The organism is Pedococcus soli, assembly GCF_054782575.1.
On sequence record NZ_BAAGSF010000003.1, the window covers coordinates 298,321 to 322,039 of the forward strand.

The window sequence follows — 23,719 nt, forward strand, 5'->3', positions numbered from 1 at the left end:
CAGGCGTTGGGCTTGCGGCCGTGGTTGGCCGCGTTGCCCTTGCGCGAGCGGCGCTTGCGGGCGCGCTTGCTCATGGGTGTCTCCGTCGGGTGGTCCGGTGGCGCCAGAACAGCGCCCTTCCTGCCGTCATTGTCGCACAGCGACATGTGTGCTCCACGCCGCAGAGGGGGAGAAGGCCCCTTTTGAGGAGGTCTGTACACCCCGAAGTTCCAGCGAACCTTCAAGATTTGGCAAAGAAGGAACCACTCCGCCTGCGCGCTCTCGACGGCCGGGACATCATAGACCTGCGACCACGGTGCACCCCTGACACCTAGGCGCAATGACGGCTCGAAATGGTCCGAACGGATGAGGGACCATCCCCCGAGCAGAAGGAGCACCCCAGCCATGAAGACGATCACCACCATCTTTGAGTCCATCCTCGGCCAGGACGACACGTTCGTCTGGACCCCCACCGACGGCCCGACCGAGTTCGCCCGTGGCTGGGACTGGAAGGGCGTCGACGGCGCTTCGCGTGGCTGGGACTGGAAGGGCCTCGAGAGCATCTGACGCTCCGGGTCCTGATCTTCTGGTCCGGATACGGGCGGGTCGCTCACGCCGTAGATTGGTGACGTGAGCGCCGCCCGATCAGGATCCCAGGCATCGACGCTCTACCGCCCTGCCGTGTTCGCCTATGTCGGAAGCGTCTACGCCTTCACGCTCTCCCTGGTCGTGCTGGCCCTCCACGTGGACGGGCCGCCCCAGGACTGGCCGGCGATCGGTGTCCTGACCGCCCTGGCTGCGGGCGGCGTCCTCCTGCGCGAGACCGAGCTGATCAGCCGGGTGCGCATCAGCTTCCTGAGCATCATCCTCGTCGCGGCCGCGGTGATCGTCGGCCCCGTGGGAGCCGGCATCGTCGGCGCCGTCGCGATGCTCGCCAAGGTGACCAGTGGCCCCAAGGTGGCCACCGCGTTCAACGTGGCGATGATGAGCGGCCTCGGTGTGGCCGGTGGCCTGGTCTACCTCGCAGTCGGTGGCCGCGACGTCGTCTCGGCCGACATGTCCGCCGGTGAGGTCCTGCTGCACGTGGGTCTGCCCCTCGTCGTCACCGACGTGACCCAGTGCCTGCTCAACGCCCTGCTCATCGCGCTCGTGCTCCGCGTCTCCAGCGGCAGCCCCATCCGCACCCGCGTCCTCAGCCTGCTGACCACGAGCGGCCTGGCCTACGTCGGGTACGGCGTCATCGGGTTCCTCCTCGTGGTCCTCTGGATCCCCGCCAAGGTCGGGTGGTTCGCCGGGGTGCTCGTCCTCGCACCCCTGCTGGTCGCCCGCTGGGCCTTCGACCAGTACGGCGAGGAGCTCAAGGCGCACGAGCGCACCCTGAAGGCGCTCGTCACCGCGGTCGAGACGAAGATGCCCCACAACGTCGGGCACAGTGAGCGCGTCGCCCAGCTGTGCGAGTGGATCGCCGAGGACGTCGGGATGACGCCCAAGGAGATCCAGGACGTCCGCACCGCGGGCATGCTGCACGACGTCGGCCTGGTGCGGGTGCCGAGCCGGATCCTGCGCTCCCGGAAGGTCCTCGACGACGAGGACCTGGTGATCCTGGCCGACCACGCGCTCGGCGGTGTCGAGCTGATCGAGGAGATCGAGTTCCTCGTCGGGTCCAAGGAGGGCATCGCCCACCACCACGAGCGCTTCGACGGCCTCGGGTACCCCCTGGGCCTGGCCGGGAACGACATCCCGCTCGCCGCGCGCATCATCGCGGTCGCCGACACGTTCGACTGCCTCACCACGGACCGCTCGCACCGTGAGGCCCTCTCGACCCCCGACGCCCTCGAGGCGGTCACCCACAGGTCGGGCACCCAGTTCGACCCGCGCGTCGTCGGAGCGCTCGCCAAGGTCCTGGGTCGGCACGACTGGACGCCGACCCGCCACCCCGAGGACGAGCTCCCGCAGGGGCCCGCCCTCGACCACGACGAGCCCGAGATGTCCGACCGGCTGGCCGGTCGTCCCGACCTGCGCTCGCTGATCCACGGCGCACCCCGGGTCGAGACCCAGCACCTGGCGGGCCGGGCGTGAAGCGGCTGCTCGCGCGCGGCCTCGAGCTCGGTCTCCCCGTCGCCGTCGCCGGAGTGCTGCTCGCCACCGCCTGCTGGGCATCCTTGTCCCAGTTCGGTGCGCTCGGGGTGAGCACGCTGCTCACCCTGGCCGTGTTCGTCGTCGCGATCGCGCTCGGTGAGACGGCCCGCCTCACCGTCCTCGCCGGACGCCTCACGGCCCCCATGTCCTCGGCGGCCGCCCTGGCCCTCGGGCTCGCCGACATCGCGCCGCCGGGTGAACCGCCGGTGGGTGCGGGCGTGGTCATCGTGACGATCGGCGCGGGCATGCTCGTCGGCAACGGACTGCTCGAGGCGAACCGCCGGACGGTCAACTGGTCGGGTCTGTCCGCCCGGTTCATCGGTGCCGCCGTGGTGCCCCTGCTCTACCGCAGCGTCACCTTCGACGGGGTCACGCTCCTCGGCCACGCCGTCATGTGGGACTCCCGGCGCTGGCTCGTGGCCGTGGTGATGCTGTGCGTGGGGTCGGTGGCCATGCTCGTCGACCTGACCCTCCAGGCGGTCGTCCGGGCCGGTCACGAGCACGGACCACTGGTGCGCAGCATCGTCGACGAGATCCGCTCCACGATCGGGCTCGCCACCGCTCTGGTCACGTCCGGGACCCTCATCGCCCTGGCGGCATACTCCCTCGGGGTCGTGGCCCTCCCGCTGTTCCTGTTCCCCCTGGTCCTGACCTACTTCGCCGTCCAGCGGTACGCCTCGATCCGGCAGACCTACCGCCAGACCATCGGGGCGCTGTCGTCGCTCACCGACCGCACGCACTACACGGTTCCGCAGCACGCCCAGCGCGTGGCCGAGATCTCGATGGCGGTCGGGCGCGACCTCGGCATGAGCCAGCGCGAGCTGACCGACCTCGAGTACGCCGCTCTGCTGCACGACCTGGGCCAGGTGGCGCTGCGCGAGCCGATCCCGCAGGGGGCGACGGTCATGGCCGCCCCGGCGGACCAGCAGCGGATCGCCCACGACGGTGCGGAGATCGTCCGCAGCACTGGTGTCCTCGACAACGTCGCCACGATCATGGAGGCCCAGATCACGCCGTACCGCCAGGTGCGCGAGTTCGGCCAGGACCTGCCCATGGCCAGTCGCATCATCAAGGTGGCCAACGCCTACGACGACCTGAGCGGCCCCAACGGGCTGCACGCCGACCGTGCGATGGAGCGCATCCACCTCGGCCTGGGCTACGAGTACGACCCCCGGGTCGTCGACTCGCTCACCCGCTTCCTCACACGCCGTCGCCGGACCGGGGCGCCCGGCCAGTAGGGGGCGGGGTGCGCGGGCAGGCGCGACGACGAAGGGCGGCACCGGGACCAGGTCCCGGTGCCGCCCTCGTCCGTGGCGTGGCCCTCGGCTACGGCGTGCCGGTGGTGAGGTGCGCGTCCATGGAGACGTTCTTCTCGACGCGCGGGTCGTCCGCGTCGGCGAAGTAGTCGCCCCGGATCGTCTCGTCCTTGCCGGAGTCGACCTTGAGCGCGTTGAACAGCACGGTGAGGATCGCCGCGATGACCAGGTTGATGACGAAGGCCGTCATCCCGATGTAGCCCATCTTCCCGATGACGGGGATCATGTCGAGCGAGCCGCCGAAGTGGCCCTTGGTCGCCGGGTTGATGACCTTGTAGGCCGTGATGGTGCCGTAGAGCATGCCCACGGCCCAGCCCGCGAGGAGCGCCCAGCGGTGGAACCAGCGGGTGTAGAGCCCCGCGACGATCGCCGGGAACGTCTGCAGGATCCAGATGCCGCCCAGGAGCTGGAAGTTGATCGCGTTCTGCTTGTCCAGCGTGAGGACGAAGATCAGGGCGAACGCCTTGACCAGCAGGGACACCAGCTTGCCGACCTTGGCCTCCTGCGCGTGCGTCGCGTCGGGCTTGATCAGGTCGCGGTAGATGTTGCGGGTGAACGTGTTCGCCGCCGCGATCGACATGATCGCCGCCGGCACGAGGGCGCCGATCGCCACGGCGGCGAAGGCCACCCCGGCGAACCACGACGGGAACATGTCCTCGAACAGCTGCGGGATGACGAGCTGGGCGTTCGGCTTGCCGTCGAGGCCGATCGGCTTGGTGCCGGCGGCGATGGCGACCCAGCCGAGCAGGGCCAGCAGGCCGAGCACGAAGGAGTACGCCGGGAGGATCGCGGCGTTGCGGCGGATCGTGTTGCGGCTCGAGCTCGACAGGGTCGCCGTGATCGAGTGCGGGTACATGAACAGGGCGAGCGCCGAGCCGAAGGCCAGCGTCGCGTAGGCCCAGTACTGCTGGGCGTTGGGGATGTACGCGCCGGTGGGCTTGGCCGGGTTGGCCGCGCTCGGCTTGGCCATCTTCGCCTCGGCCGCGCTGAAGACGTGGTCCCAGCCGCCGACCTTGGAGGGCAGGTAGATGACCGCGACGATGATGACGAGGTAGATCAGTGCGTCCTTGACGAAGGCGATGACGGCCGGGGCCCGCAGGCCGCTGGAGTAGGTGTACGCCGCGAGCAGGGCGAACGCGATGAACAGCGGCAGGTCCCTGGCCAGCAGCGAGGAACCACCGACGCCGGCCACCTCGAGGACGGCCTGGATGCCGACGAGCTGCAGGGCGATGTACGGCATCGTCGCGAGGATCCCCGTGACCGACACGGCGACCGAGAGGCTGCGCGAGCCGTAGCGACCCTTGACGAAGTCGGCCGGCGTGACGTAGCCGTGCCGGTGGCTGACCGACCAGAGGCGGGCCATGAAGATGAAGATGATCGGGTAGAGCACGATCGTGTAGGGCACCGCGAAGAAGCCGCTGACGGACCCGAGCGCGAACATCGCCGCCGGCACCGCGACGAACGTGTAGGCCGTGTAGAGGTCACCGCCGAGCAGGAACCACGTCACCCAGGTGCCGAAGCGGCGGCCACCGAGGCCCCACTCGTCGAGCGACTCCATCGAGTCGGCCTGGCGCCACTTCGTGGCCCAGAAGCCCATCACCGTGACGAGCAGGAAGAGCACGATCAGGACGGACAGGGCGACACCGTTGACGCCGCCGGTGCCGGTCGCCGCAGGAACGAGGGTGCTCATCGGACGTTCTCCTCACGCGAGCGGTGGTCGGGGTGTCCCGGCATCGGGCGGTGCGGCCGCGCCTTGAGCACGAGGCGGTACGCGGCATACGTCATGGCCGAGCAGAGGAACACCCAGAGGAACTGGTACCAGATGAAGAACGGGAAGCCCCAGAGCTCGGGGTCCTTGCGCGAGTAGCTGCTCACCCAGAGCAGCGCGATCATCGGGAGGGCCAGCAGCACGGCGGCGACCGCCAGCAGCCCCTTGTTGGCAGGTGGAACGGTGTCGTGGTCGACGTCGGTGTCAGCACTCACGGTGACCTCCAGGTGGAAGTGGGGACGGCGGGCACGCAGTCCGGAAGGCACCGTATGCCCGACTCGCAGGTAATGGTGGGATGCGACGCGGAGGGGGCCGACCTCGGCAGAGGTCGGCCCCCGGTGGGTGAGGGAGCGGATCAGTGATCTCCGTGCCCTGCGCGGCAGGGGTTCCTGAGGTCCCCGCTGTTGAAGTTGTTGATGCGCGTGGTCGTGGTGAAGCCGACCGTGGGGTAGACCGTCTTCAGCAGCGGCCCGTACTCCGAGGTCGAGGTGCCCCCGAAGGTCCTGGTCGTCCCCGGGATGAACCGCCCACCTTCCTGCCACATGCACCGTCCGTGCGCCTTGGCGGTCGTGAAGATCGGGTAGAACTGCGCCCCGTGCGGCGGGTTCACGCAGTTCGCACCAGTGACCCGGTCGCAGAACGGAGGGCTGTCCTGGGAGTCGGCTGCCTCGATGCGGGGCAGGTCGGTCTCGAAGGCGACCCTCGAGTACTGCGTCCTGCCGTTGGCCACGGGGCTGGTGAACCGGACCGGTGACGGGTGCAGGGCGCGGTCGAGGGCGACGTTGCGGAACGTCCCGGGCCAGTCGTTCCGGTAGGACTGGCCGTCGAAGTCCTCGTCGGCACTGAAGCACCCGTTGATCTTGACCAGGGTGGAGTCCTCCGCCGGGACGCAGAAGCTGTTGCCGTCGTCCTCGTCGAGGCCGCCGGCGTCCTGGCTGCCGGGATCGGTGCAGTTGAAGGCCGCATCGAGGGCCAGGCAGTTCTCGAAGTGCCCGATCTCGTCGGACATCGCCACGTTGTAGGTGTGGGCCGACCACGTGTTGCCCCGCGGGTTCGCCGTGGAGTACTCCGGGTGGAAGGCGTATGGCGCGGCCTGGCACGTGCTCGACGTGGGCGTGTAGAGGACGTGGCCGAACCCGTTGGCCACCGAGGCGGTCATCGATCCGTCCTGCCCGGTCGTGAGGTCGTCGAGGTCGATCCGCAGCCCTGCGGTGGTGTCGTGCATGTGGATCCGGATCCGGTCACCGGGGTTCATGAACAGGTCCTTGGCGGGGTCGGGGGAGACCGCCGTCAGGTCCGGGTTGTCGAAGGTGCCGGTGAACAGGGGGTTGGCCGGTGCCTGCGAGTGACCGTCGCGGGTGATGTACGCCCAGTTGATGGGCTCCACTCCACCCAGCAGGTAGTTGTCGCACGCCGCCGTGTTGGCGACCCCCGTGTTCTGGTCGAGGTTGAAGCTGTCGATCGTCATGGCCGCGCAGTACTGCGTCGCCGTGCAGCCGAAGCCCTCGAACTGCGGCACGTACCCCGGTCCGTAGAACTGCAGCTCCATGTAGGCGTTGCCGGGGTGCTTGCCGATGTAGTCGGGGGCGGTCGGGTCGGTGCCGACGAGGTCGTTGCGGTCGGAGTCGGGGGTGCAGGTCTTGGTGAACTCCGGCGCGGACTCGGTGTCGCAGAGAGTGAGGCCGAACCAGAAGGTCGGCCGGAGCTGGAAGTTCCAGGTGGAACCGGTCGCCCCGGACGCCGTGGGCTGGGTCCTGGGGTCGCGCGGGAGCTCGACCGTGTAGGCTATGTCGTTGCCGGAGCCGCGCACTCCCGACTTGAACAGGACGGACGGCTCGTCGTGGCCGACGTACTCGCCGGCGGGGTTGTCGAACGTGTCCGCGCAGAGGGAGGAGCGCCCTTGGCAGAGGGGCTCGCGGTACGCCGGGTGGGCGCTGGCCGACGCGGCCGACGCAGAGGCCGGCGGCAAGGCCGACGGTCGAACGCTGGCTGCCGCTCCGGCGGACCAGAACGGAGTCAGGCAGAGCAGGCACGCCGTTCCCAGCGCGAGGAGAGTTGGTCGTTTCACAGGCTTCACCTTTGTGGCCGTGTGACAGCCTGGGCCAAGCCGAACCGGGGTCGCCCCGACGGGTGGACCCCTCCGCCCCTTCGCGGACCCAGGGTGTCGTGGATCCGGAAATCGTGCAGACGTCGGATCGTGCGGCTACCGGCGTCCTGTCACCCGCGCCCGGCCCCAGCAGGACTCGGCCTGGGTGGGCGGGCTGGGACGCCTCAGGCGGAGTGGTCGGGGCCGTTCGTGGGCCGTCAACAACCGGCCAGTGTACGCCGACCGGGATCCACGCAGTAGGGGCAGAGCAGACGCCCGCCCCGATGGCTCGGGACGGGCGTCGCAGGGGACCAGAGGGCTCAGGCCTTCTTGGTCTCCTTGAAGATCGCGTCGATCTCGTCGATCTTGGCGAGCAGCTCGTCGGCCTTGCCGGCGTCGAGCTCGCCCTTGGTGCCAGAGGCACCCGCCAGCTTGGTCGCCTCGTTGAAGAGGGTGTGCAGCTGGGGGTACTTCTCGAAGTGCGGCGGCTTGAAGTAGTCGGTCCACAGCACCCAGAGGTGGTGCTTGACGAGCTCGGAGCGCTGCTCCTTGATGACGATCGCACGGGTGCGGAAGTCGGGGTCGTCGTTGTCGGCGACCTTGGCGATGATCGCCTTGATCGACTCGGCCTCGATGCGGGCCTGGGCGGGGTCGTACACGCCACAGGGGAGGTCGCAGTGGGCGCTGACCTCGGTGGTACGGAAGATGCGGGAGAGCATGCGGATCCCTTCTGCGAGACGGATGATCACGAGCTCCTTCAACCTACCCCGCGTCCCCGGTGGTCGCACGGCCCCCCCTGCGGCTTCCCGGCACCCGGACCCGCTGCGGGATCCGGAACAGCACCAGCGCCCTGATCTGGTCGCGGGCCAACGAACCGATGCCGTGGGTCCACGAGTCGGCCACACCGAACAGGCCCTGGTTGTCGGACTCCACCCAGTACCGCGTGCGGTCCGCGGGATCGCGCATCGTCACCCGCTTGATCGCGAGGGGGCGCGGCACGCCCTCGTCGTCCGGGGGGAGCCGCACGATGGCGAGCCGTCCCAGGCGCGGTGGTGCGCCCTTGAGGACGACCATGCGGTCGCCGGTGTGCAGGGTCGGCTCCATCGACCGACCCCGCACCACGACGACGCCGAGGCCGAGCGGCATCAGTGCTCTTCCTCCTGGCGCATCCGTCGCAGGAAGGACCTGGTGCGCTCGTGCTGGGGGTTCGAGATGACCTCGGACGGCGGTCCCTGCTCGACGACGACACCCCCGTCCATGAAGACGACCCGGTCGGCGACCTCACGGGCGAAGCCCATCTCGTGGGTCACGACGATCATCGTCATGCCGTCCTTGGCGAGGTCGCGCATGACCTTGAGCACCTCGCCCACCAGCTCGGGGTCGAGCGCAGAGGTCGGCTCGTCGAAGAGCATGAGCTTCGGGCGCATCGCGAGCGCCCGGGCGATGGCGACCCGTTGCTGCTGCCCACCCGAGAGCTGGGCGGGGTAGGCGCCCGGCTTGTCCTCGAGGCCGACCTGCTTGAGCAGGGCCAGCGCGCGCTCGCGGACGTCCTTCTTCTTCTCACCCTTGACCTGGACGGGCGCTTCCATGACGTTCTCGAGCGCGGTCATGTGCGGGAAGAGGTTGAACCGCTGGAACACCATCCCGATGTCGCGGCGCTGGGCGGCCACGGCCTTGTCGGTGAGGTGGTGCAACGTGCCGCCGCGGTCCTCGAACCCGATGAGGTCGCCGTCGACCCAGATGCGGCCGCCGTCGATCGTCTCGAGCTGGTTGATGCAGCGCAGGAAGGTCGTCTTGCCCGAGCCTGAGGGACCGAGCAGGCAGACGACCTCGCCCTTGCTGACGTCCATGTCGATGCCCTTGAGCACCTCGTTGCCGTGGAACGCCTTGGTGACGTTGAGGGCGTGGACGAGGAGGGTGTCCTTCGCGTGGGTGCTCATCAGGCGCCTCCCGCCCCGCCCTTGAAGGACAGCATTCTGGTCTTCTGTGACGGGCCGCTCGCGCCGAAGCCGCGACCGAAGCGCTTCTCGAGGAAGTACTGCCCGACCATGAGGACGCTGCACAGGATCAGGTACCACGCGGTGGTCGCCACGTACGAGGGCATGATCTGCAGGGTCCGGGTGCCGACGGCCGTCGCCTGGTAGTAGAGCTCGGTGTTGATCGGGATGGCGATGAACAGCGAGGTGTCCTTGACCATGGCGATGGTCTCGTTGCCCGTCGGCGGGACGATGACGCGCATGGCCTGGGGCAGCACGATGCGGCGCATGGTCTTGCCGGCCGGCATGCCGAGCGCCTGGGCCGCCTCCGTCTGGCCCTTGTCGACCGACTGGATGCCGGCGCGGGCGATCTCGGCCATGTACGCGGCCTCGGACAGGCCCAGGCCGATGATGCCCATCATGATCGTGGAGCTGAACTGGTTGACGTCGAGGCTGAAGAAGGTCAGGTCGTTGCTGAGCCCCAGCCAGTGGGCGAACTGCTGGCTGAAGGGCAGGGGTCCGATGTCGAGCGCCGGGTAGAGGAAGCCGAGTCCGGTGCCGAGCATGCCGAGCAGCACGATGCGGGGGATGGCCCGGAAGAACCAGGTGTAGACGAACGAGACGCCACGCAGCACCGGGTTCGTGGACAGGCGCATGATGCCGATGACCACACCGAGGAAGACGCCGAGGACCATGGCGCCGATCGTGCCGACGATGGTGCCCTTCACCAAGCCCTCGAGGACCGGGTTGAAGTTCATGATCTTCAGGGCGTAGGGGAAGTTCCACTTCTCGTTCGTGACGAACGAGCTGACGAGCATGGCGACGAACACCGCGATGACCGCCACGGCGACCCACCGCCACGGGTGGCGGACCGGCCGGGCGTGGATCGCGCCCGGCCGGTCCTGGGTGGCTTCAGACATCAGTGACCCGGATCAGGGGTTGACGGCGAAGTCGGTGATGGCGCCGGTGTCGTTGCCCCACTTGTCGAGGGCGGCCTTGTAGCTGCCGTCGGTGCCCATCGCCTTGAGTGCGTCGGCGATGGCCTGGGCGAAGTCGGTCTCGTCCTTCGGCACGACGAAACCGTAGGGGGCGGCGTCGTAGATGTCACCGAGGGCCTCGAGCTGGCCGCCGGTCTGCTTCACGGCATACAGGCCCACGGGGGAGTCGGCGAGCATGGCGTCCGACTTGCCCGAGATCACGCTCGCGGTGACCTTGCTCTGGTCGGCATCGATGATCTGCTTGATGGCCGGCTTGCCGGCGTCGGTGCACTTCTTCGAGCGGGCGGTGAGGTCGTCGATCTGGACGGTGCCCTTCTGCACGCCGATGTTCAGGCCGCAGGCGTTGTCGATGTCGACCTTCTTCGGGTTGCCCTTCTTGACCGCCCACTGGGTGCCGGCGTTGAAGTAGCTCACCATGTTGACGCTCTTCTTGCGCTCGTCGTTGATGGTGAAGGAGGAGACGCCGACGTCGTACTTGCCGGAGGTCACACCCAGGATGATCGTGTCGAAGCCGGCGTTCTGGAACTCGGCCTTGAGGCCGAACTTGGCGGCCACGGCGCTGAACAGGTCGACGTCCATGCCCTGCACGGTCTTGCCGTCGTCGGCGAGGAACTCGTTGGGGGCGTAGGAGGCGTCGGAGCCGACGACGATCTTGCCCGCGTCCTTGATCTTCTGGGGGACCTTGGCGGCGAGGGCCGGGTCGACCGACGCACTGCTCGAGGAGCTCGTGCTCGACGTGCTCGACGAGCTCGACGACGAGCCGTCGAGGGAGTCGGAGCCGCACGCGGTCAGGGCCAGGCTGGCGACGGCCAGCCCGGCGAACAGGACGGCGGTGGGGCGGAGGCGGTGCGTCATGCGAAGGGGTTCCTTCCTCGGATGCTGCGTGGGGAGTGACGTGGGTCGCTCCACCGGGGTTGTTGCGCATCCTGCCAGCATGGGACCGGGGTTGCGGTAGATCTCGGATTCCGAAACCGTCTCGAAAGCGAGACAGTCCGAGCGCGAACGCGACCCGGGTCACAGTCCCGTGACAGGGGTGTACGGCCGTCGACGCCTGTGCCACCATGAACCGGCGGGTAACCCCCGTCTCCATGCGTTTGATTGGCCACACCCCGGCCCGACTGATCGTCCGGCTGCGTCGGCTGTGCCCCACGCATCTTCTCCCTCCTTCGTTCCCTGAGGTGACTTCTCCATGACTGCGAATGCAGTGACGTCCGCGTACCCGCTCTTCGACCCGACCGACCCGGTCTTCCGGGCGCACGAGGGCGGCAAGCTCGGGGTACACGCCACGCAGCCCCTGCGCGACCGGGCCGACCTCGCGCTCCTCTACACGCCGGGCGTCGCGGACGTCTCGCGCGCCATCGCCCTCGACCCCTCGCTCGCCGCCCGGTACACCGCTCGCAGCAACACCGTGGCGGTGGTCACCGACGGCACCGCGGTGCTGGGCCTGGGCGACATCGGACCCCTCGCGGCCATGCCCGTGATGGAGGGCAAGGCCGTGCTGTTCAAGCACTTCGGCGCGGTCGACGCGGTGCCCGTGTGCATGGAGACGGGCACGGTGGACGAGCTGGTCGACGCCATCGCCCGGATCGCCCCGACGTACGGGGGCATCAACCTCGAGGACATCTCGGCCCCCCGGTGCTTCGAGATCGAGCGCCGCCTCCAGGAGCGGCTGGACATCCCGGTGTTCCACGACGACCAGCACGGCACCGCGATCGTGGTGCTCGCCGGGCTCATCAACGCCGCCACGGTGGTGGGCCGGAGGCTCGACTCGCTGCGCGTGGTCGTGTCCGGTGCCGGTGCGGCGGGGGTGGCCGTGACGCGGCTGCTCGCGCGGGCGGGCGTGGCTGACATCGTCGTCTGCGACTCCCGCGGCATCGTCGCCCCCGGGCGCACCGACCTCGCCGACCACAAGCGCCGCCTCGCGGCGACCACGAACCCCCGTGGCCTGACCGGTTCGCTGGGCGACGCCCTCGTCGGTGCCGACGTCTTCGTGGGGGTGTCGGGTGGCGTCGTGCCCGAGCATGAGCTCGCCCGCATGGCCCGGGACGGGATCATCTTCGCGCTGGCCAACCCCGACCCGGAGGTCCACCCGGACGTCGCCTCCCGGTATGCCGCGGTGGTCGCCACCGGTCGCTCGGACTTCCCCAACCAGATCAACAACGTGCTGGCGTTCCCCGGGATCTTCCGCGGTGCCCTCGACTCCGGGGCGCCCCAGGTCACCGAGGCGATGAAGCTCGCCGCAGCGCGCGCCATCGCCGACCTGGTCCCGGAGCCGACCGCCGACGAGATCGTGCCGAGCGTCTTCGCGCCCGGGGTCGCCGACGCGGTGGCCGCCGCGGTGGTGGCCTGCGCCCGGTCGGCCGGGGGGACCTACCCGGCGAGGGAGGCGTAGAACTCCCGGCACGCGGCATACGAGGGGAGCAGGCCCTGCTCCGCGGCCTCGGCGAGCGTGGGCGCAGCAGCGTCCTTCGCCGACAGCAGCGGGGCCTGCATCCCCTCGGGGAGCTCGAGGCCGACCTGCGGGTCCAGCGGGTGGATGCCGTGCTCGCGACCGGGGTTGTAGGGGGCGGTGACGAGGTACATCGCCGTCGTGTCGTCCTCGAGGGCCGCGAAGGCGTGGCCCATGCCCTCGGGGAGGTAGACGGCGCGGCGGTCCCTGGTGTCGAGCAGGACCGCCTCCCACTGGCCGAACGTCGGTGAACCCACCCGGATGTCGACGACGAAGTCGACGAGGGAGCCGGACAGGGCGGTGATGTACTTCGCCTGCGACGGGGGGACATCCGCGAAGTGGATGCCGCGGACGGTGCCGCGCGAGGACACGGAGACGTTCGTCTGGACCACCTGGGGGCGGTGTCCGAGGTGCTCGGCGAGCAGGTCGCCGCGGAACGACTCGAGGAACACGCCCCGGTCGTCGGGGAACTGCCGCGGGGTGATCTCGTAGGCGTCGGCGATCGACAGGGGGCGGACCTCCATCAGAGTGCCCCCCGCTTCTCGGCGAGCAGCCCGGCGAGGTGCACGCCGTAGCCGCTCTTGGTCAGGGCGGTCGCCAGCGCCTCGAAGGTCTCGTCGTCGATCCAGCCGTTGCGCCAGGCGATCTCCTCGACGCAGCCGATCTTCTGGCCCTGCCGCTGCTCGACCACGTGGACGAACTGGGCCGAGTCCATCAGTCCCTCGAAGGTGCCGGTGTCGAACCAGGCCGTGCCGCGCGGCAGCACGGTGACGCTGAGGTCGCCGCGACGCAGGTAGGCGTCGTTGACTCCCGTGATCTCGAGCTCGCCACGGGGGCTGGGCTCGAGGTCGCGTGCGATCTGGACCACGTCGTTGTCGTAGAAGTAGAGACCGGGCACGGCGTACGACGACTTCGGGCGCTCGGGCTTCTCCTCGATCGAGAGCACCGTGCCGTCCTCGGCGAACTCCACGACGCCGTAGGCCGACGGCTCGGTCACGTGGTAGGCGAAGATGTGCCCGCCGCTGACGGTGGTGTTGGAGCGCAGGGCCGTGCCGAGGCCGGTGCCGTAGAAGATGTTGTCGCCGAGGACGAGGGCCACGGAGTCGTCACCGATGAAGTCCGCGCCGATGATGAACGCCTGGGCCAGCCCGTCGGGGCTGGGCTGCGCGGCATACGTGAGCTCGATGCCCCACTGCGAGCCGTCGCCGAGCAGGCGGACGAACTGCGACTGGTCGTCGGGGGTGGTGATGATGAGGACCTCGCGGATCCCGGCCATCATCAGCGTGGAGAGCGGGTAGTAGATCATCGGCTTGTCGTAGATCGGCATGAGCTGCTTGCTGATCCCGAGCGTGATCGGGTGCAGGCGCGTGCCGGAGCCGCCGGCCAGGATGATCCCCTTCATGGGACAGACCCTACTGACCGCGGCGATGTGCCGGAGGGCGAGCGGGTACCCCGGCCTGCTCCGATAACCTCGGCCCATGAAGGTCCTCGTCACCGGCGCTGCAGGGTTCATCGGGTCCAACTTCGTCATCCGGGCTCGTCAGGTGCGCCCCGACTGGAAGCTCACGGTCCTGGACTCGATGACGTATGCCGCGAACCTCACCTCCCTCGACCCCGTGATCGGGGACGTCGACGTCGTCAAGGGCTCGGTCACCGACGCCGACCTCGTGGACGAGCTCGTCGCGGCCCACGACCTGGTCGTGCACTTCGCGGCCGACTCCCACAACGACAACTCGCTCGACGACCCGTGGCCCTTCATCGACACCAACATCATCGGCACCTACCAGCTGATCCAGGCGGTCCGCCGCCACGAGAAGCGGCTGCACCACGTGTCGACGGACGAGGTCTACGGCGACCTCGCGCTGGACGACCCGACCAGGTTCACGGAGTCGACGCCGCTCAACCCGTCCAGCCCGTACTCGGCGTCGAAGGCGAGTGCCGACCTGCTGGTGCGCGCCTGGATCCGGTCGTTCGGGCTGCGGGCGACCCTGTCCAACTGCTCCAACAACTACGGTCCCAGGCAGCACCCGGAGAAGCTCATCCCGCGCCAGATCACGGGGATCATCGACGGCGTCAGGCCCAAGCTCTACGGCGACGGGCTCAACGTCCGCGACTGGATCCACGTCGACGACCACAACGACGCCGTGATCACGATCATCGAGCAGGGCCGTCTCGGCGAGACCTACCTCATCGGGGCCGACGGTGAGATGAACAACCGCGACATCATCGGACTGATCCTCGAGCTCATGGGCAAGCCGGCCGACTGGTTCGACCACGTGCCCGACCGCCCCGGACACGACCTGCGGTACGCCATCGACGCGACGAAGCTGCGCACCGAGACCGACTGGGTCCCCGCGCACCCCGATGTGCGCTCCGGCCTCGCCGACACGATCGCGTGGTACCAGGAGAACCAGGACTGGTGGCGGACGGCGAAGGTGGTCGCCGAGGCACGCTACGAGCGGCTCGGCCGCTGATGACCCGCTGGCTGGTCACCGGTTCCGGGGGGATGCTCGGCCTCGACGTGCAAGTCGTGCTGGCGCTCGCCGGGGTGCCCGACGACGACGTGACGGCGCTGGAGCGCAAGGACCTCGACGTCACCGACCCCGATGCCGTCCGCGACGCGGTCCGCGGCCACGACGTGGTCGTGAACTGCGCGGCATACACCGCCGTCGACGACGCCGAGTCGCACGAGGCCCAGGCGTTCGCGGTCAACGCGATCGGGGCCTCCAACGTGGCCTCCGCGTGCCGGGAGACCGGTGCCCGCCTCGTGCACGTCTCGACCGACTACGTGTTCGCCGGCGACGCAGACGAGCCGTATGCCGAGGACGCAGCCCTCGCGCCGCTGTCGGCGTACGGGCGGACCAAGGCCGCCGGTGAGTGGGCCGTGCAGGCGCACTGCCCGCGGGCCTGGATCGTCCGGACCGCGTGGCTGTACGGCGGCGGCGGACCCAACTTCGTCAAGACCATGGCCCGGCTCGCCGGGTCCCACGACACCCTCTCGGTCGTCGACGACCAGCGCGGCCAGCCGACGTGGACGATGGACGTCGCCCGGGCGATCCTCGGCCTCGTCGAGGACGAGGCGCCGTTCGGGATCTGGCACGCGACCAGTCAGGGGGAGACGACCAAGTACGGCTTCACCCGCGAGATCTTCCGGCTGCTCGGGCTCGACCCGGAGCGGGTGCAGCCCACGACGAGCGATGCGTTCCCCCTGCCCGCACCGCGGCCCGCGTACAGCGTCCTGGGACACGACGCATGGCGGATGGCGCGCCTCGCGCCGCTGCCGGACTGGCGCGAGAGCCTGGCGCAGGCCCTGCCGGACGTCGTCGAGCAGGTCTGACCCTCTCGCGACCCCGCCCGACCCGGCGTCGGTCACCTTCGCGACGAGGGCCACACTCCCGGGCGATGGCGCCGTGCCGCCGTTAGGGTCGAGGGCATGCTCGCTGTCTACGCTGCCCGCCAGTCCGCCGACGACCCGCTGTCCGGCCTCGAGGTCGGGGAACGTCCCGAACCGCAGGCCCGCGAGGGCTGGACGACCGTCAGCCTCAGGACGGCCGGACTCAACCACCACGACGTCTGGTCGCTGCGCGGGGTGGGTCTGCCGGCCGACCGGCTGCCGATGATCCTCGGCTGCGACGGCGCCGGCGTGGACCCCGACGGCAACGAGGTGATCGTCCACGCGGTCGTCCCGAGCGACGGCTGGCGCGGCGACGAGACGCTCGACCCGCGCCGCACGCTGCTCTCCGAGCTGCACGACGGCACCCTGGCGCAGCAGGTCGCGGTGCCCACCGGCAACCTCGTGCCCAAGCCCGAGGGCCTGTCGTGGGAGCACGCGGCCTGCCTGTCGACGGCCTGGCTCACGGCCTACCGGATGCTCTTCACCCAGGCCGGGCTCGCCCCGGGCGCCACCGTCCTCGTCCAGGGCGCGGGCGGCGGTGTCGCGACCGCACTCGTCCAGCTCGGCGAGGCCGCGGGCTACCGGATGTGGGTGACCACCCGCGACGAGGCCAAGGGCAAGCGGGCCCTCGACATCGGGGCCGACCGGGCGTTCGCCAGCGGGGAGCGGCTGCCCGAGCGCGTCGACGCCGTCATGGAGACCGTCGGTGCCGCCACCTGGTCGCACTCGGTCAACTCCCTGAACCCCGGTGGCGCCATCGTCATCAGCGGTGCCACCTCCGGCGACGCCCCGGCCAAGGCGGAGCTCACCAAGATCTTCTTCAAGCAGCTCCGGGTCCTCGGTTCGACGATGGGGACGCGGTCGGAGCTCGAGCGGCTCGCGGCGTTCGTGACCCACAAGGGGATCGAACCCGTCGTCGACTCGGTGATGCCGCTGGAGCAGGCGCGCGACGGGTTCGCCACCATGGCGGGCGGTGACGTGTTCGGCAAGGTCGTCTTCACCGTGAGCTGACCGCCGCGCGGTCTGCGGACGCGGAAGGCTCCCTGCGCACTGCGCGGGGAGCCTTCGTCGTCGCGGCGACCGGGGGCTGGGCCAAGCCGGGGCCGAGCCCGGGCGATCAGCTGGGGGAGATCTGCAGCCAGTCGTACCAGCCGTTGTGCAGCACCAGCCAGGCGATCAGCCCGTAGCCGGCTTGTCCGGGGTGGTGCGGCACCCGGCTGGCGGCCAGGTCCGTGCGCCACTGCTCGTGACCGAGCAGGGGGCTGAAGCAGTCGACGAACTGCACGCCACGACGGGAGCAGACGTCGGCCTGCGCCTCGACGAGCACGTCGAGCTTGGTGTTGAGGTCATCGTCGTCCGAGGGCGGCGGGCCGACCACGAAGGTCCCGATCCCACTGCTCGCGGCATCGTCGAGGATGTTGGCGAGGTTGAGCCGGTGCCGCGCCAGCGTCACCCCCGAGGCCGCGTCGTTGGCGCCCACCGAGACGACGAGCCGCTTCTCCTGACGCCCCGCCCACCGCGGGGCGCACTCGGCCTGCCACCGGGCGAGCAGGTCGGCCGTGGTGTCACCGCGAACCCCGAGGTTGTAGGCGGTGAGGGACAGGTCCGGGTGGTGGGTGCGGCCCACGACGCGCGAGACCCAGCCCTGGCCCTTGGGGTCGCCGACTCCCGCGACGAGGGAGGCACCGAGGAAGACCAGACCGACGTCACGGGGCCCGTCGTCGGCCACCTGGAACTCAGCGCTCGGGGTGAAGGTGGGGTCACTCACGCGTCAGTCCTCATCATCGTCTTCGGTGACCAGCGGCCACCGACGTCACTCGTCGTCATCGTCGTCGAGCCGGGCCAGCCAGGTGGCCAGCCGCTCGACGGGGGTCTCGAACTCGGGGTTGAGGTCGACGAACGTCCGCAGCTGCTCCGCGAGCCAGTCGAACGAGACCTCTTCCTCTCCCCGCCGGGTGGCGAGCTCCTCGATTCCGCGATCCGTGAAGTACACGCTGCAAGGTTAACGGGGTGCACGCCTGCCGCTGACGAGGCCACGCGGACGTGGCAGCTGTGAGAGGGTTGACGTTCGAACACATGTTCGAATACAATGGTTCATGGCCATCGCAGCCCTGCATCCTTCACCGCCCGTGGCGGTGGCCGATGGAGTGCGCCAGGTGCACGCGGTGCTGGACCGGTGCGAGCGCGCCGCGGACCTCTCGGGACAGGCGGCCTCGGTCCTCATCGATGACGTCGACCGGGCGGTGACTCGCTTGCAGGCGCTGAAGCTCGACCTCGTCGCCGCCGTCGACCGGGCCGATCTCGCCTCGGACTCGGGGATGACCGGGACCGCGGCCTGGCTGGCGCCCAGGTCCCGTACGGACGGTGCGACTGCGGCCAAGGAAGTACGGCTCGCGACCGCCCTCGGCGAGGGACTGCGGGCGACCCGAGCCGCGCTGGCCGAGGGACGGCTGTCGACGGAGCACGCCCACGTGATCGCCCGCACGGCGCACCAGCTGCCGGCCGGGGTCGACGACGCGGAGCGTGCCTCCATCGAGCGATCCCTGGTGGCCGTCGCCCGTCGGGTCGACCCGGTCGCGTTGCGCAATCGGCCCGCCGGGCGCTGGCGTCGGCGCAGCGCAGTCAGGCCGAGGTCGACGCGCACGAAGAGGCCGTCCTGCGCGCCGAGGAGGAGCAAGCGCTGGCCGCCACCAAACTGACGCTGCACGACAACCGCGACGGGACCATCACGGGTCACTTCACGGTTCCCACCCTCGCCGGGCAGATCTTGAAGAAGGTCATCCAGCAGATCGCATCACCCCGTCGGTTCGCCCAGCGAGCGGCGCAGGACGCCCGGGCCAGGGCGGCCGAGTGCGGCTCCGACCTGAGCGACGCGCGGGTGGCGGAGGCGACGTGGGCGAGGTTCCGGGCCGAGGGGCTGGACTGGTCCCAGAAGTACGGACACGCCTTCGTCGAGCTTCTCGAGCACCTGCCCACCGACCACCTGACCGGCAAGGTCAACGCCACGGTCCTCGTCACCCTCGACCACGAGCGGCTGGCTGCGGGGCTCGGCGCCGCCCACCTCGACACCGGGCACGACGTGTCCGCCTCGGAGGCTCGGCGACTGGCCTGCGGTGCGGGCCTGGTCCCCGCAGTCCTCGGCGGGCAGTCGCAGGTGCTCGACCTCGGCCGCGGCCAGCGCTTCTTCAGCGAAGCTCAACGGGTGGCGTTGGCCCTGACGTACGACAGCTGCGCGGCCGATGGCTGTGACCGGCCCTACGCCTGGACCGAGCAGCACCACGAGGATGCGTGGGCATGGGGTGGCTCGACCGACCTGCACAAGGCCGTTCCCTTGTGCGGTTACCACCATCGGCGCATTCACGACGCGTCCTACCACCACAGCGTCGCCCGAGAGGGTCCTCGAAAACGCGTCACGTTCGTCAAGCGCCCCTAGGTGCAGCGGGGACATGCGTATGCCGCGCGGCCCGAGGTCGTCGGGGCCACGCGGCATACGTCGTGCGTGCGGGTCGCTGCCCGGTGGTCAGGAGCAGCGACGGGTCACTGGCGCAGGGCCGAGGTGATCAGCTCGTTCTGCTGCTCGGCGTGGCGCTTGCTCGAGCCGGTCGCGGGCGAGGCCGAGGCCTTGCGCGAGACGATCTGCAGCGCACGCTGCTCGCCGAGGTCGGCGAGGGCCTGCGGCAGGTTGAGCGCCATGAAGGGCCACGCGCCCTGGTTGCGCGGCTCGTCCTGGACCCAGACGACGTCGGCGTTCGGGTACTTGGCCAGCTCGGCGGCGATCTCCTTGGCGGGCAGCGGGGCGAGCTGCTCGACCCGGACGATCGCCGTCGTGCCGTCGTCGGCCTTGTCGCGGGCAGCCTCGAGGTCGTAGACGACCTTGCCGCTCGCCAGCAGGACCCGGGTCACGGCTGCGGCGTCGAGCTCGCGGCGGTCGGGCAGGACCGGACGGAACGTGCCGGTGGTGAAGTCCTCCGGCATGCTGCTCGCGGCCTTGAGGCGCAGCATCGACTTCGGGGTGAAGACGATGAGCGGACGACGCGGACGGGCGTAGGCCTGACGGCGCAGCAGGTGGAAGTAGCTGGCCGGGGTCGACGGGTAGGCGACCGTCATGTTGTCCTCGGCGCACATCTGCAGGAAGCGCTCGATGCGGGCGGAGGAGTGGTCCGGTCCCTGGCCCTCGTAGCCGTGGGGGAGCAGCAGCACGACGGACGAGCGCTGGCCCCACTTCTGCTCCGAGGAGGAGATGAACTCGTCGACGATGGTCTGGGCGCCGTTGAAGAAGTCGCCGAACTGCGCCTCCCACAGGACGAGGGCGTCGGGGCGCTCCACGGAGTAGCCGTACTCGAAGCCCATGGCCGCGAACTCCGACAGCAGCGAGTCGTAGACCCAGAACCGGGCCTGCCCGTCGCCGAGGTAGAGCAGCGGGGTCCACTCCTCCGCGGTGTGCTTGTCGATCAGCACGGCGTGCCGCTGGACGAACGTGCCACGGCGGCTGTCCTGGCCGGCGAGGCGGACCGGCGTGCCCTCCATGAGCAGGGAACCGAACGCCATGAGCTCGCCGGTGGCCCAGTCGATGCCACCCTCGCGCGTCGAGGCGGCTCGCTTCTCCATGGCCTGGGCCAGCTTCGGGTGCACCGTGAAGCCCTGCGGCGGGTTCACGAACGCATCACCGATGTGCTGCAGCAGGTCGCTGGAGATGGCCGTCTCCTGGGCGGAGCGGGTCGTCTGGTCCTTGGCCTGGGCCGACGGCGGCTCGAGGCCGGAATGGCCCTCGGCGTCGGTCCCGGCCAGCGTCGGGTCGACCGCTTCCTGGGAGGCGGCCTCCTTGAGGGCGGCCTTGGTCTCGACGAACACGCGCTCGAGCTGCTGCTGGTAGTCGCGCAGCGCCGCCTCGGCCTCTTCCTGGCCGATGTCACCGCGGCCGATGAGGGCCTCGGTGTAGAGCTTGCGGACCGAGCGCTTGGCCTCGATGAGGTTGTACATCAGCGGCTGGGTCATCGACGGGTCGTCGCCCTCGTTGTGGCCACGGCGGCGGTAGCACACCATGTCGATCACGACGTCCTTGTTGAACTCCTGGCGGAACTCGTACGCGAGCTCGGCGACCCGGACGCAGGCCTCGGGGTCGTCGCCGTTCACGTGGAAGATCGGCGCCTGGATCATGCGGGCCACGTCGGTCGAGTAGGTCGACGAACGCGAGGCGCTGGGCGACGTGGTGAAGCCGACCTGGTTGTTGATGACGACGTGGATGGTGCCGCCGGTGCGGTAGCCGCGCAGCTGGGAGAGGTTCAGCGTCTCGGCGACCACGCCCTGACCCGCAAACGCCGCGTCACCGTGCATGAGCAGCGGCAGGACCGTGAAGTCCTCGCCCGCGAGGTCGAGGCGGTCCTGCTTGGCCCGCGTGATGCCCTCGAGCACCGGGTTGACGGCCTCGAGGTGGGAGGGGTTGGCGGCGAGGTAGACCTTGGTCTTGCTGCCGTCCTCGGCGACGAACTCGCCCTCGGTGCCCAGGTGGTACTTCACGTCGCCGGAGCCCTGCACGGACTTGGGGTCCTGCTTGCCCTCGAACTCACGGAAGATCTGGCCGTAGGACTTGCCTGCGATGTTGGCGAGCACGTTGAGGCGCCCGCGGTGCGGCATACCGATGCACACCTCGTCCATGGAGTCGGCGGCGGCGCGGCACAGGATCCGGTCGAGCAGCGCGATGACGGACTCGCCGCCCTCGAGGCTGAACCGCTTCTGGCCGACGAACTTGGTCTGCAGGAACGTCTCGAACGCCTCGGCGGCGTTGAGGCGGCGCAGGATCCGCAGCTGCTCGTCGGGGCCGGGCTTGGCGTAGCCGACCTCGATCTTGGACTGGAGCCAGCGTCGCTGCTCGGGGTCCTGGATGTGCATGTACTCGGTGCCGATGGTGCGGCAGTAGGAGTCACGCAGGATGCCGAGGATCTTGCGCAGGCGCAGCATCGGCGCCCCGCCGAAGCCACCGGTCGCGAAGTCACGCTCGAGGTCCCAGAGCGTGAGCCCGTGCGACGTCACGTCGAGGTCGGGGTGGCGGCGCTGGCGGTACTCCAGCGGGTCCGTGTCGGCCATCAGGTGGCCGCGGACGCGGTAGGCGTGGATGAGCTCCTGGACCCGGGCCGTCTTGTTGACGTCGTCGTCGTGGTGCGCGGAGATGTCGCGGACCCAGCGGACCGGCTCGTACGGCAGGCGCAGGCTCTCGAAGATCTCGTCGTAGAAGCCGTTCTCGCCGAGCAGCAGCTGGTGCACGATCCGCAGGAAGTCACCGGACTGCGCACCCTGGATGATGCGGTGGTCGTACGTGCTGGTCAGGGTGAGGATCTTGGAGACGGCGTTGCGGTTGAGCGTCTCCTGGCTCGCGCCCTGCCACTCGGCGGGGTACTCCAGCGCGCCGACGCCGATGATGGCGCCCTGCCCGGACATCAGGCGCGGGACCGAGTGGACGGTGCCGATGGTGCCGGGGTTGGTCAGGGTCAGCGTGGTGCCCTGGAAGTCCTCGACGGTGAGCTTGCCGCCACGGGCCTTCTTGACGACGTCCTCGTAGGCGGTCCAGAAGTGGGCGAAGTCCATCGACTCGGCGGACTTGATCGACGGCACGAGCAGCTGGCGGGTGCCGTCCGGCTTGGCCATGTCGATGGCGAGGCCCAGGTTGACGTGCCCGGGGACGACGAGAGCGGGCTTGCCCTTCTCGTCGGTGGTGTAGCCGTTGTTCATCTCCGGCATGTGGCCCAGCGCCTTGACCAGGGCGTAGCCGATGAGGTGGGTGAACGACACCTTGCCGCCGCGCGAGCGGGCCAGGTGGTTGTTGATGACGACCCGGTTGTCGATGAGCAGCTTGGCGGGGACGGCGCGGACGCTGGTCGCCGTGGGGACCGTCAGCGACGACTCCATGTTGGTCACCGTGCGGGCGCTCGCGCCACGCAGCGGCTTGACCTCGTCCTGGTTGACCGGGCCGGTCGACTTCGGCGCCTGCGGCTCGCGGGGCTTGGGCTGCTCCTTGGCGGCCGCCGCCTCCTTGTCCTCGGGCTTGTCGGCGACCGCGGTGTCGGTCTTGGCGTCCGAGCGGTCGGTGCTCGTGGCCTGGGCCTTGCCGGAGTCGGTCGCCGAGGAGGCCGTCCCGGTGCTCGCGGGGGCGCTGGCCGGCTTCGCGGGGGCCTGCTCCGCAGGCTTCGCGGCGGCCGGCTTCGCAGCAGCCGGCGCCTGTGTGGCAGCAGCCGGGGCCGGTGTGGCGGCGGCCGGCTTCGCGGCGGTCCCGTTGGGCGCTCCGTTGGAAGGCGTGGACCCGTTGCCGCCACCACCATCCGACGGCGTGTAGTCCTCGAAGAACGACCACCACGCCTTGTCGACGGAGTTCTTGTCGTTCTGGTACTGCTCATAGAGCTCGTCCACGAGCCACTCGTTCGGCCCGAAGGCCGCCATGGGGTCGCTGGTCGGGGACTGGTCGGGCACGGCGGATACGCCTCTTTCGTAGCGTCGACAATGACGGGCAATGGGTGCACCCAGCCTATCCCCGTCCGCGTGCTCAGGGGCACGCGGGTTGACCCGATTCGGACGCGATCCGGGTCACTGCGTGCACCCCGTCCGACCTGCGGGTATGCCGCG

General features: G+C 69.8%; 23 protein-coding genes. 9 read left to right on the top strand and 14 right to left on the bottom strand.

Going from position 1 to position 23,719, the window contains the following annotated elements; all coding sequences use genetic code 11:
• On the bottom strand, positions 1 to 74 hold a 74-nt coding region (locus tag ACYVKF_RS04410), incomplete at its 3' end, for a 50S ribosomal protein bL37 (protein ID WP_369791897.1).
• 310 nt (positions 75 to 384) lie between these two features.
• Here ACYVKF_RS04410 and ACYVKF_RS04415 point away from each other — a divergent pair.
• From ACYVKF_RS04415 to ACYVKF_RS04425, 3 genes are all read left to right on the top strand, one after another.
• Positions 385 to 546, top strand: coding sequence for a hypothetical protein (locus tag ACYVKF_RS04415; RefSeq protein ID WP_157581381.1), 162 nt, complete (start codon positions 385 to 387; stop codon positions 544 to 546).
• A 63-nt stretch (positions 547 to 609) separates the two neighbouring features.
• Positions 610 to 2,058, top strand: coding sequence for an HD-GYP domain-containing protein (locus ACYVKF_RS04420; protein ID WP_157581379.1), 1,449 nt, complete (start codon positions 610 to 612; stop codon positions 2,056 to 2,058).
• A complete protein-coding gene (locus ACYVKF_RS04425) occupies positions 2,055 to 3,356 on the top strand; it encodes an HD-GYP domain-containing protein (protein ID WP_056918278.1) in 1,302 nt (433 codons plus the stop codon). Before ACYVKF_RS04420 ends, ACYVKF_RS04425 begins: the two co-directional genes overlap by 4 nt.
• 88 nt (positions 3,357 to 3,444) lie before the next feature.
• On the opposite strand, the gene mctP is transcribed toward ACYVKF_RS04425, so the two are convergent.
• From mctP to ACYVKF_RS04465, 8 genes are all read right to left on the bottom strand, one after another.
• Positions 3,445 to 5,124 (bottom strand): monocarboxylate uptake permease MctP, encoded by a 1,680-nt coding sequence (gene mctP, locus ACYVKF_RS04430; protein WP_056915293.1) that lies wholly within the window; start codon positions 5,122 to 5,124, stop codon positions 3,445 to 3,447.
• Positions 5,121 to 5,417, bottom strand: coding sequence for a DUF3311 domain-containing protein (locus ACYVKF_RS04435; RefSeq protein ID WP_200947709.1), 297 nt, complete (start codon positions 5,415 to 5,417; stop codon positions 5,121 to 5,123). Before ACYVKF_RS04435 ends, mctP begins: the two co-directional genes overlap by 4 nt.
• Positions 5,418 to 5,557: 140 nt before the next feature.
• Positions 5,558 to 7,270, bottom strand: a complete 1,713-nt coding sequence (locus tag ACYVKF_RS04440) for a hypothetical protein (protein ID WP_460965129.1) — start codon at positions 7,268 to 7,270, stop codon at positions 5,558 to 5,560.
• Between the two features lie 338 nt (positions 7,271 to 7,608).
• Positions 7,609 to 8,037 (bottom strand): superoxide dismutase, Ni, encoded by a 429-nt coding sequence (gene sodN, locus ACYVKF_RS04445; RefSeq protein WP_255354135.1) that lies wholly within the window; start codon positions 8,035 to 8,037, stop codon positions 7,609 to 7,611.
• 13 nt (positions 8,038 to 8,050) lie between these two features.
• Positions 8,051 to 8,434 (bottom strand): S24/S26 family peptidase, encoded by a 384-nt coding sequence (locus ACYVKF_RS04450; RefSeq protein WP_056915291.1) that lies wholly within the window; start codon positions 8,432 to 8,434, stop codon positions 8,051 to 8,053.
• Positions 8,434 to 9,228: an amino acid ABC transporter ATP-binding protein gene (locus ACYVKF_RS04455; RefSeq protein ID WP_056915290.1), complete on the bottom strand. Its 795-nt coding sequence runs from the start codon at positions 9,226 to 9,228 to the stop codon at positions 8,434 to 8,436. The genes ACYVKF_RS04450 and ACYVKF_RS04455 overlap by 1 nt, the downstream gene beginning before the upstream one ends.
• Positions 9,228 to 10,184 (bottom strand): amino acid ABC transporter permease, encoded by a 957-nt coding sequence (locus ACYVKF_RS04460; RefSeq protein WP_460965133.1) that lies wholly within the window; start codon positions 10,182 to 10,184, stop codon positions 9,228 to 9,230. The genes ACYVKF_RS04455 and ACYVKF_RS04460 overlap by 1 nt, the downstream gene beginning before the upstream one ends.
• Positions 10,185 to 10,196: 12 nt before the next feature.
• On the bottom strand, positions 10,197 to 11,117 hold the full coding sequence (locus tag ACYVKF_RS04465; RefSeq protein ID WP_056918273.1) for an ABC transporter substrate-binding protein: 921 nt from the start codon (positions 11,115 to 11,117) through the stop codon (positions 10,197 to 10,199).
• Between the two features lie 334 nt (positions 11,118 to 11,451).
• Here ACYVKF_RS04465 and ACYVKF_RS04470 point away from each other — a divergent pair, with 334 nt between their 5' ends.
• Positions 11,452 to 12,654 (top strand): NAD(P)-dependent malic enzyme, encoded by a 1,203-nt coding sequence (locus ACYVKF_RS04470; RefSeq protein ID WP_056918272.1) that lies wholly within the window; start codon positions 11,452 to 11,454, stop codon positions 12,652 to 12,654.
• Here the strand turns inward: ACYVKF_RS04470 and ACYVKF_RS04475 are convergent.
• Both ACYVKF_RS04475 and rfbA read right to left on the bottom strand, forming a co-directional pair.
• Positions 12,633 to 13,235, bottom strand: a complete 603-nt coding sequence (locus ACYVKF_RS04475) for a dTDP-4-dehydrorhamnose 3,5-epimerase family protein (protein WP_056915286.1) — start codon at positions 13,233 to 13,235, stop codon at positions 12,633 to 12,635. The genes ACYVKF_RS04470 and ACYVKF_RS04475 overlap by 22 nt on opposite strands.
• Entirely contained in the window at positions 13,235 to 14,113 is an 879-nt protein-coding gene (gene rfbA, locus ACYVKF_RS04480) for a glucose-1-phosphate thymidylyltransferase RfbA (protein WP_056918271.1), read from the bottom strand. Before rfbA ends, ACYVKF_RS04475 begins: the two co-directional genes overlap by 1 nt.
• A gap of 76 nt (positions 14,114 to 14,189) precedes the next feature.
• On the opposite strand from rfbA, the gene rfbB reads away from it, so the two are divergent.
• From rfbB to ACYVKF_RS04495, 3 genes are all read left to right on the top strand, one after another.
• Positions 14,190 to 15,185, top strand: coding sequence for a dTDP-glucose 4,6-dehydratase (gene rfbB, locus ACYVKF_RS04485; RefSeq protein WP_460965136.1), 996 nt, complete (start codon positions 14,190 to 14,192; stop codon positions 15,183 to 15,185).
• The gene (gene rfbD, locus ACYVKF_RS04490) at positions 15,185 to 16,048 is read left to right on the top strand and encodes a dTDP-4-dehydrorhamnose reductase (RefSeq protein ID WP_460965138.1); all 864 of its coding nucleotides are present in this window, start codon (positions 15,185 to 15,187) and stop codon (positions 16,046 to 16,048) included. Before rfbB ends, rfbD begins: the two co-directional genes overlap by 1 nt.
• 96 nt (positions 16,049 to 16,144) lie before the next feature.
• A complete protein-coding gene (locus tag ACYVKF_RS04495) occupies positions 16,145 to 17,116 on the top strand; it encodes a zinc-binding dehydrogenase (RefSeq protein ID WP_460965140.1) in 972 nt (323 codons plus the stop codon).
• Between the two features lie 106 nt (positions 17,117 to 17,222).
• Here the strand turns inward: ACYVKF_RS04495 and ACYVKF_RS04500 are convergent, their stop codons facing one another.
• Positions 17,223 to 17,873, bottom strand: a complete 651-nt coding sequence (locus tag ACYVKF_RS04500; protein ID WP_460965143.1) for a GDSL-type esterase/lipase family protein — start codon at positions 17,871 to 17,873, stop codon at positions 17,223 to 17,225.
• 45 nt (positions 17,874 to 17,918) lie between these two features.
• Positions 17,919 to 18,098 (bottom strand): DUF6104 family protein, encoded by a 180-nt coding sequence (locus ACYVKF_RS04505; protein WP_460965145.1) that lies wholly within the window; start codon positions 18,096 to 18,098, stop codon positions 17,919 to 17,921.
• A 103-nt stretch (positions 18,099 to 18,201) separates the two neighbouring features.
• Between ACYVKF_RS04505 and ACYVKF_RS04510 the strand changes: the two genes are divergently transcribed.
• Together ACYVKF_RS04510 and ACYVKF_RS04515 are read left to right on the top strand one after the other, a co-directional pair.
• Positions 18,202 to 18,804, top strand: a complete 603-nt coding sequence (locus tag ACYVKF_RS04510; RefSeq protein ID WP_460965147.1) for a DUF222 domain-containing protein — start codon at positions 18,202 to 18,204, stop codon at positions 18,802 to 18,804.
• Between the two features lie 68 nt (positions 18,805 to 18,872).
• Complete coding sequence (locus tag ACYVKF_RS04515; protein ID WP_460965149.1) at positions 18,873 to 19,538, top strand: HNH endonuclease signature motif containing protein; 666 nt, start codon at positions 18,873 to 18,875, stop codon at positions 19,536 to 19,538.
• A 104-nt stretch (positions 19,539 to 19,642) separates the two neighbouring features.
• On the opposite strand, the gene ACYVKF_RS04520 is transcribed toward ACYVKF_RS04515, so the two are convergent.
• Positions 19,643 to 23,536, bottom strand: a complete 3,894-nt coding sequence (locus ACYVKF_RS04520; protein ID WP_056917213.1) for a multifunctional oxoglutarate decarboxylase/oxoglutarate dehydrogenase thiamine pyrophosphate-binding subunit/dihydrolipoyllysine-residue succinyltransferase subunit — start codon at positions 23,534 to 23,536, stop codon at positions 19,643 to 19,645.
• Positions 23,537 to 23,719: the final 183 nt, after the last annotated feature.

Excerpts from the sequence above, each read along its gene's own strand:
- ACYVKF_RS04415 (WP_157581381.1), top strand. The coding sequence starts at position 385 with ATGAAGACGATCACCACCATCTTTGAGTCCATCCTCGGCCAGGACGAC.
- mctP (WP_056915293.1), bottom strand. The coding sequence starts at position 5,124 with ATGAGCACCCTCGTTCCTGCGGCGACCGGCACCGGCGGCGTCAACGGT.
- ACYVKF_RS04450 (WP_056915291.1), bottom strand. The coding sequence starts at position 8,434 with ATGCCGCTCGGCCTCGGCGTCGTCGTGGTGCGGGGTCGGTCGATGGAG.
- ACYVKF_RS04455 (WP_056915290.1), bottom strand. The coding sequence starts at position 9,228 with ATGAGCACCCACGCGAAGGACACCCTCCTCGTCCACGCCCTCAACGTC.
- ACYVKF_RS04460 (WP_460965133.1), bottom strand. The coding sequence starts at position 10,184 with ATGTCTGAAGCCACCCAGGACCGGCCGGGCGCGATCCACGCCCGGCCG.
- ACYVKF_RS04465 (WP_056918273.1), bottom strand. The coding sequence starts at position 11,117 with ATGACGCACCGCCTCCGCCCCACCGCCGTCCTGTTCGCCGGGCTGGCC.
- ACYVKF_RS04470 (WP_056918272.1), top strand. The coding sequence starts at position 11,452 with ATGACTGCGAATGCAGTGACGTCCGCGTACCCGCTCTTCGACCCGACC.
- ACYVKF_RS04475 (WP_056915286.1), bottom strand. The coding sequence starts at position 13,235 with ATGGAGGTCCGCCCCCTGTCGATCGCCGACGCCTACGAGATCACCCCG.
- rfbA (WP_056918271.1), bottom strand. The coding sequence starts at position 14,113 with ATGAAGGGGATCATCCTGGCCGGCGGCTCCGGCACGCGCCTGCACCCG.
- rfbB (WP_460965136.1), top strand. The coding sequence starts at position 14,190 with ATGAAGGTCCTCGTCACCGGCGCTGCAGGGTTCATCGGGTCCAACTTC.
- rfbD (WP_460965138.1), top strand. The coding sequence starts at position 15,185 with ATGACCCGCTGGCTGGTCACCGGTTCCGGGGGGATGCTCGGCCTCGAC.
- ACYVKF_RS04495 (WP_460965140.1), top strand. The coding sequence starts at position 16,145 with ATGCTCGCTGTCTACGCTGCCCGCCAGTCCGCCGACGACCCGCTGTCC.
- ACYVKF_RS04510 (WP_460965147.1), top strand. The coding sequence starts at position 18,202 with ATGGCCATCGCAGCCCTGCATCCTTCACCGCCCGTGGCGGTGGCCGAT.
- ACYVKF_RS04520 (WP_056917213.1), bottom strand. The coding sequence starts at position 23,536 with ATGGCGGCCTTCGGGCCGAACGAGTGGCTCGTGGACGAGCTCTATGAG.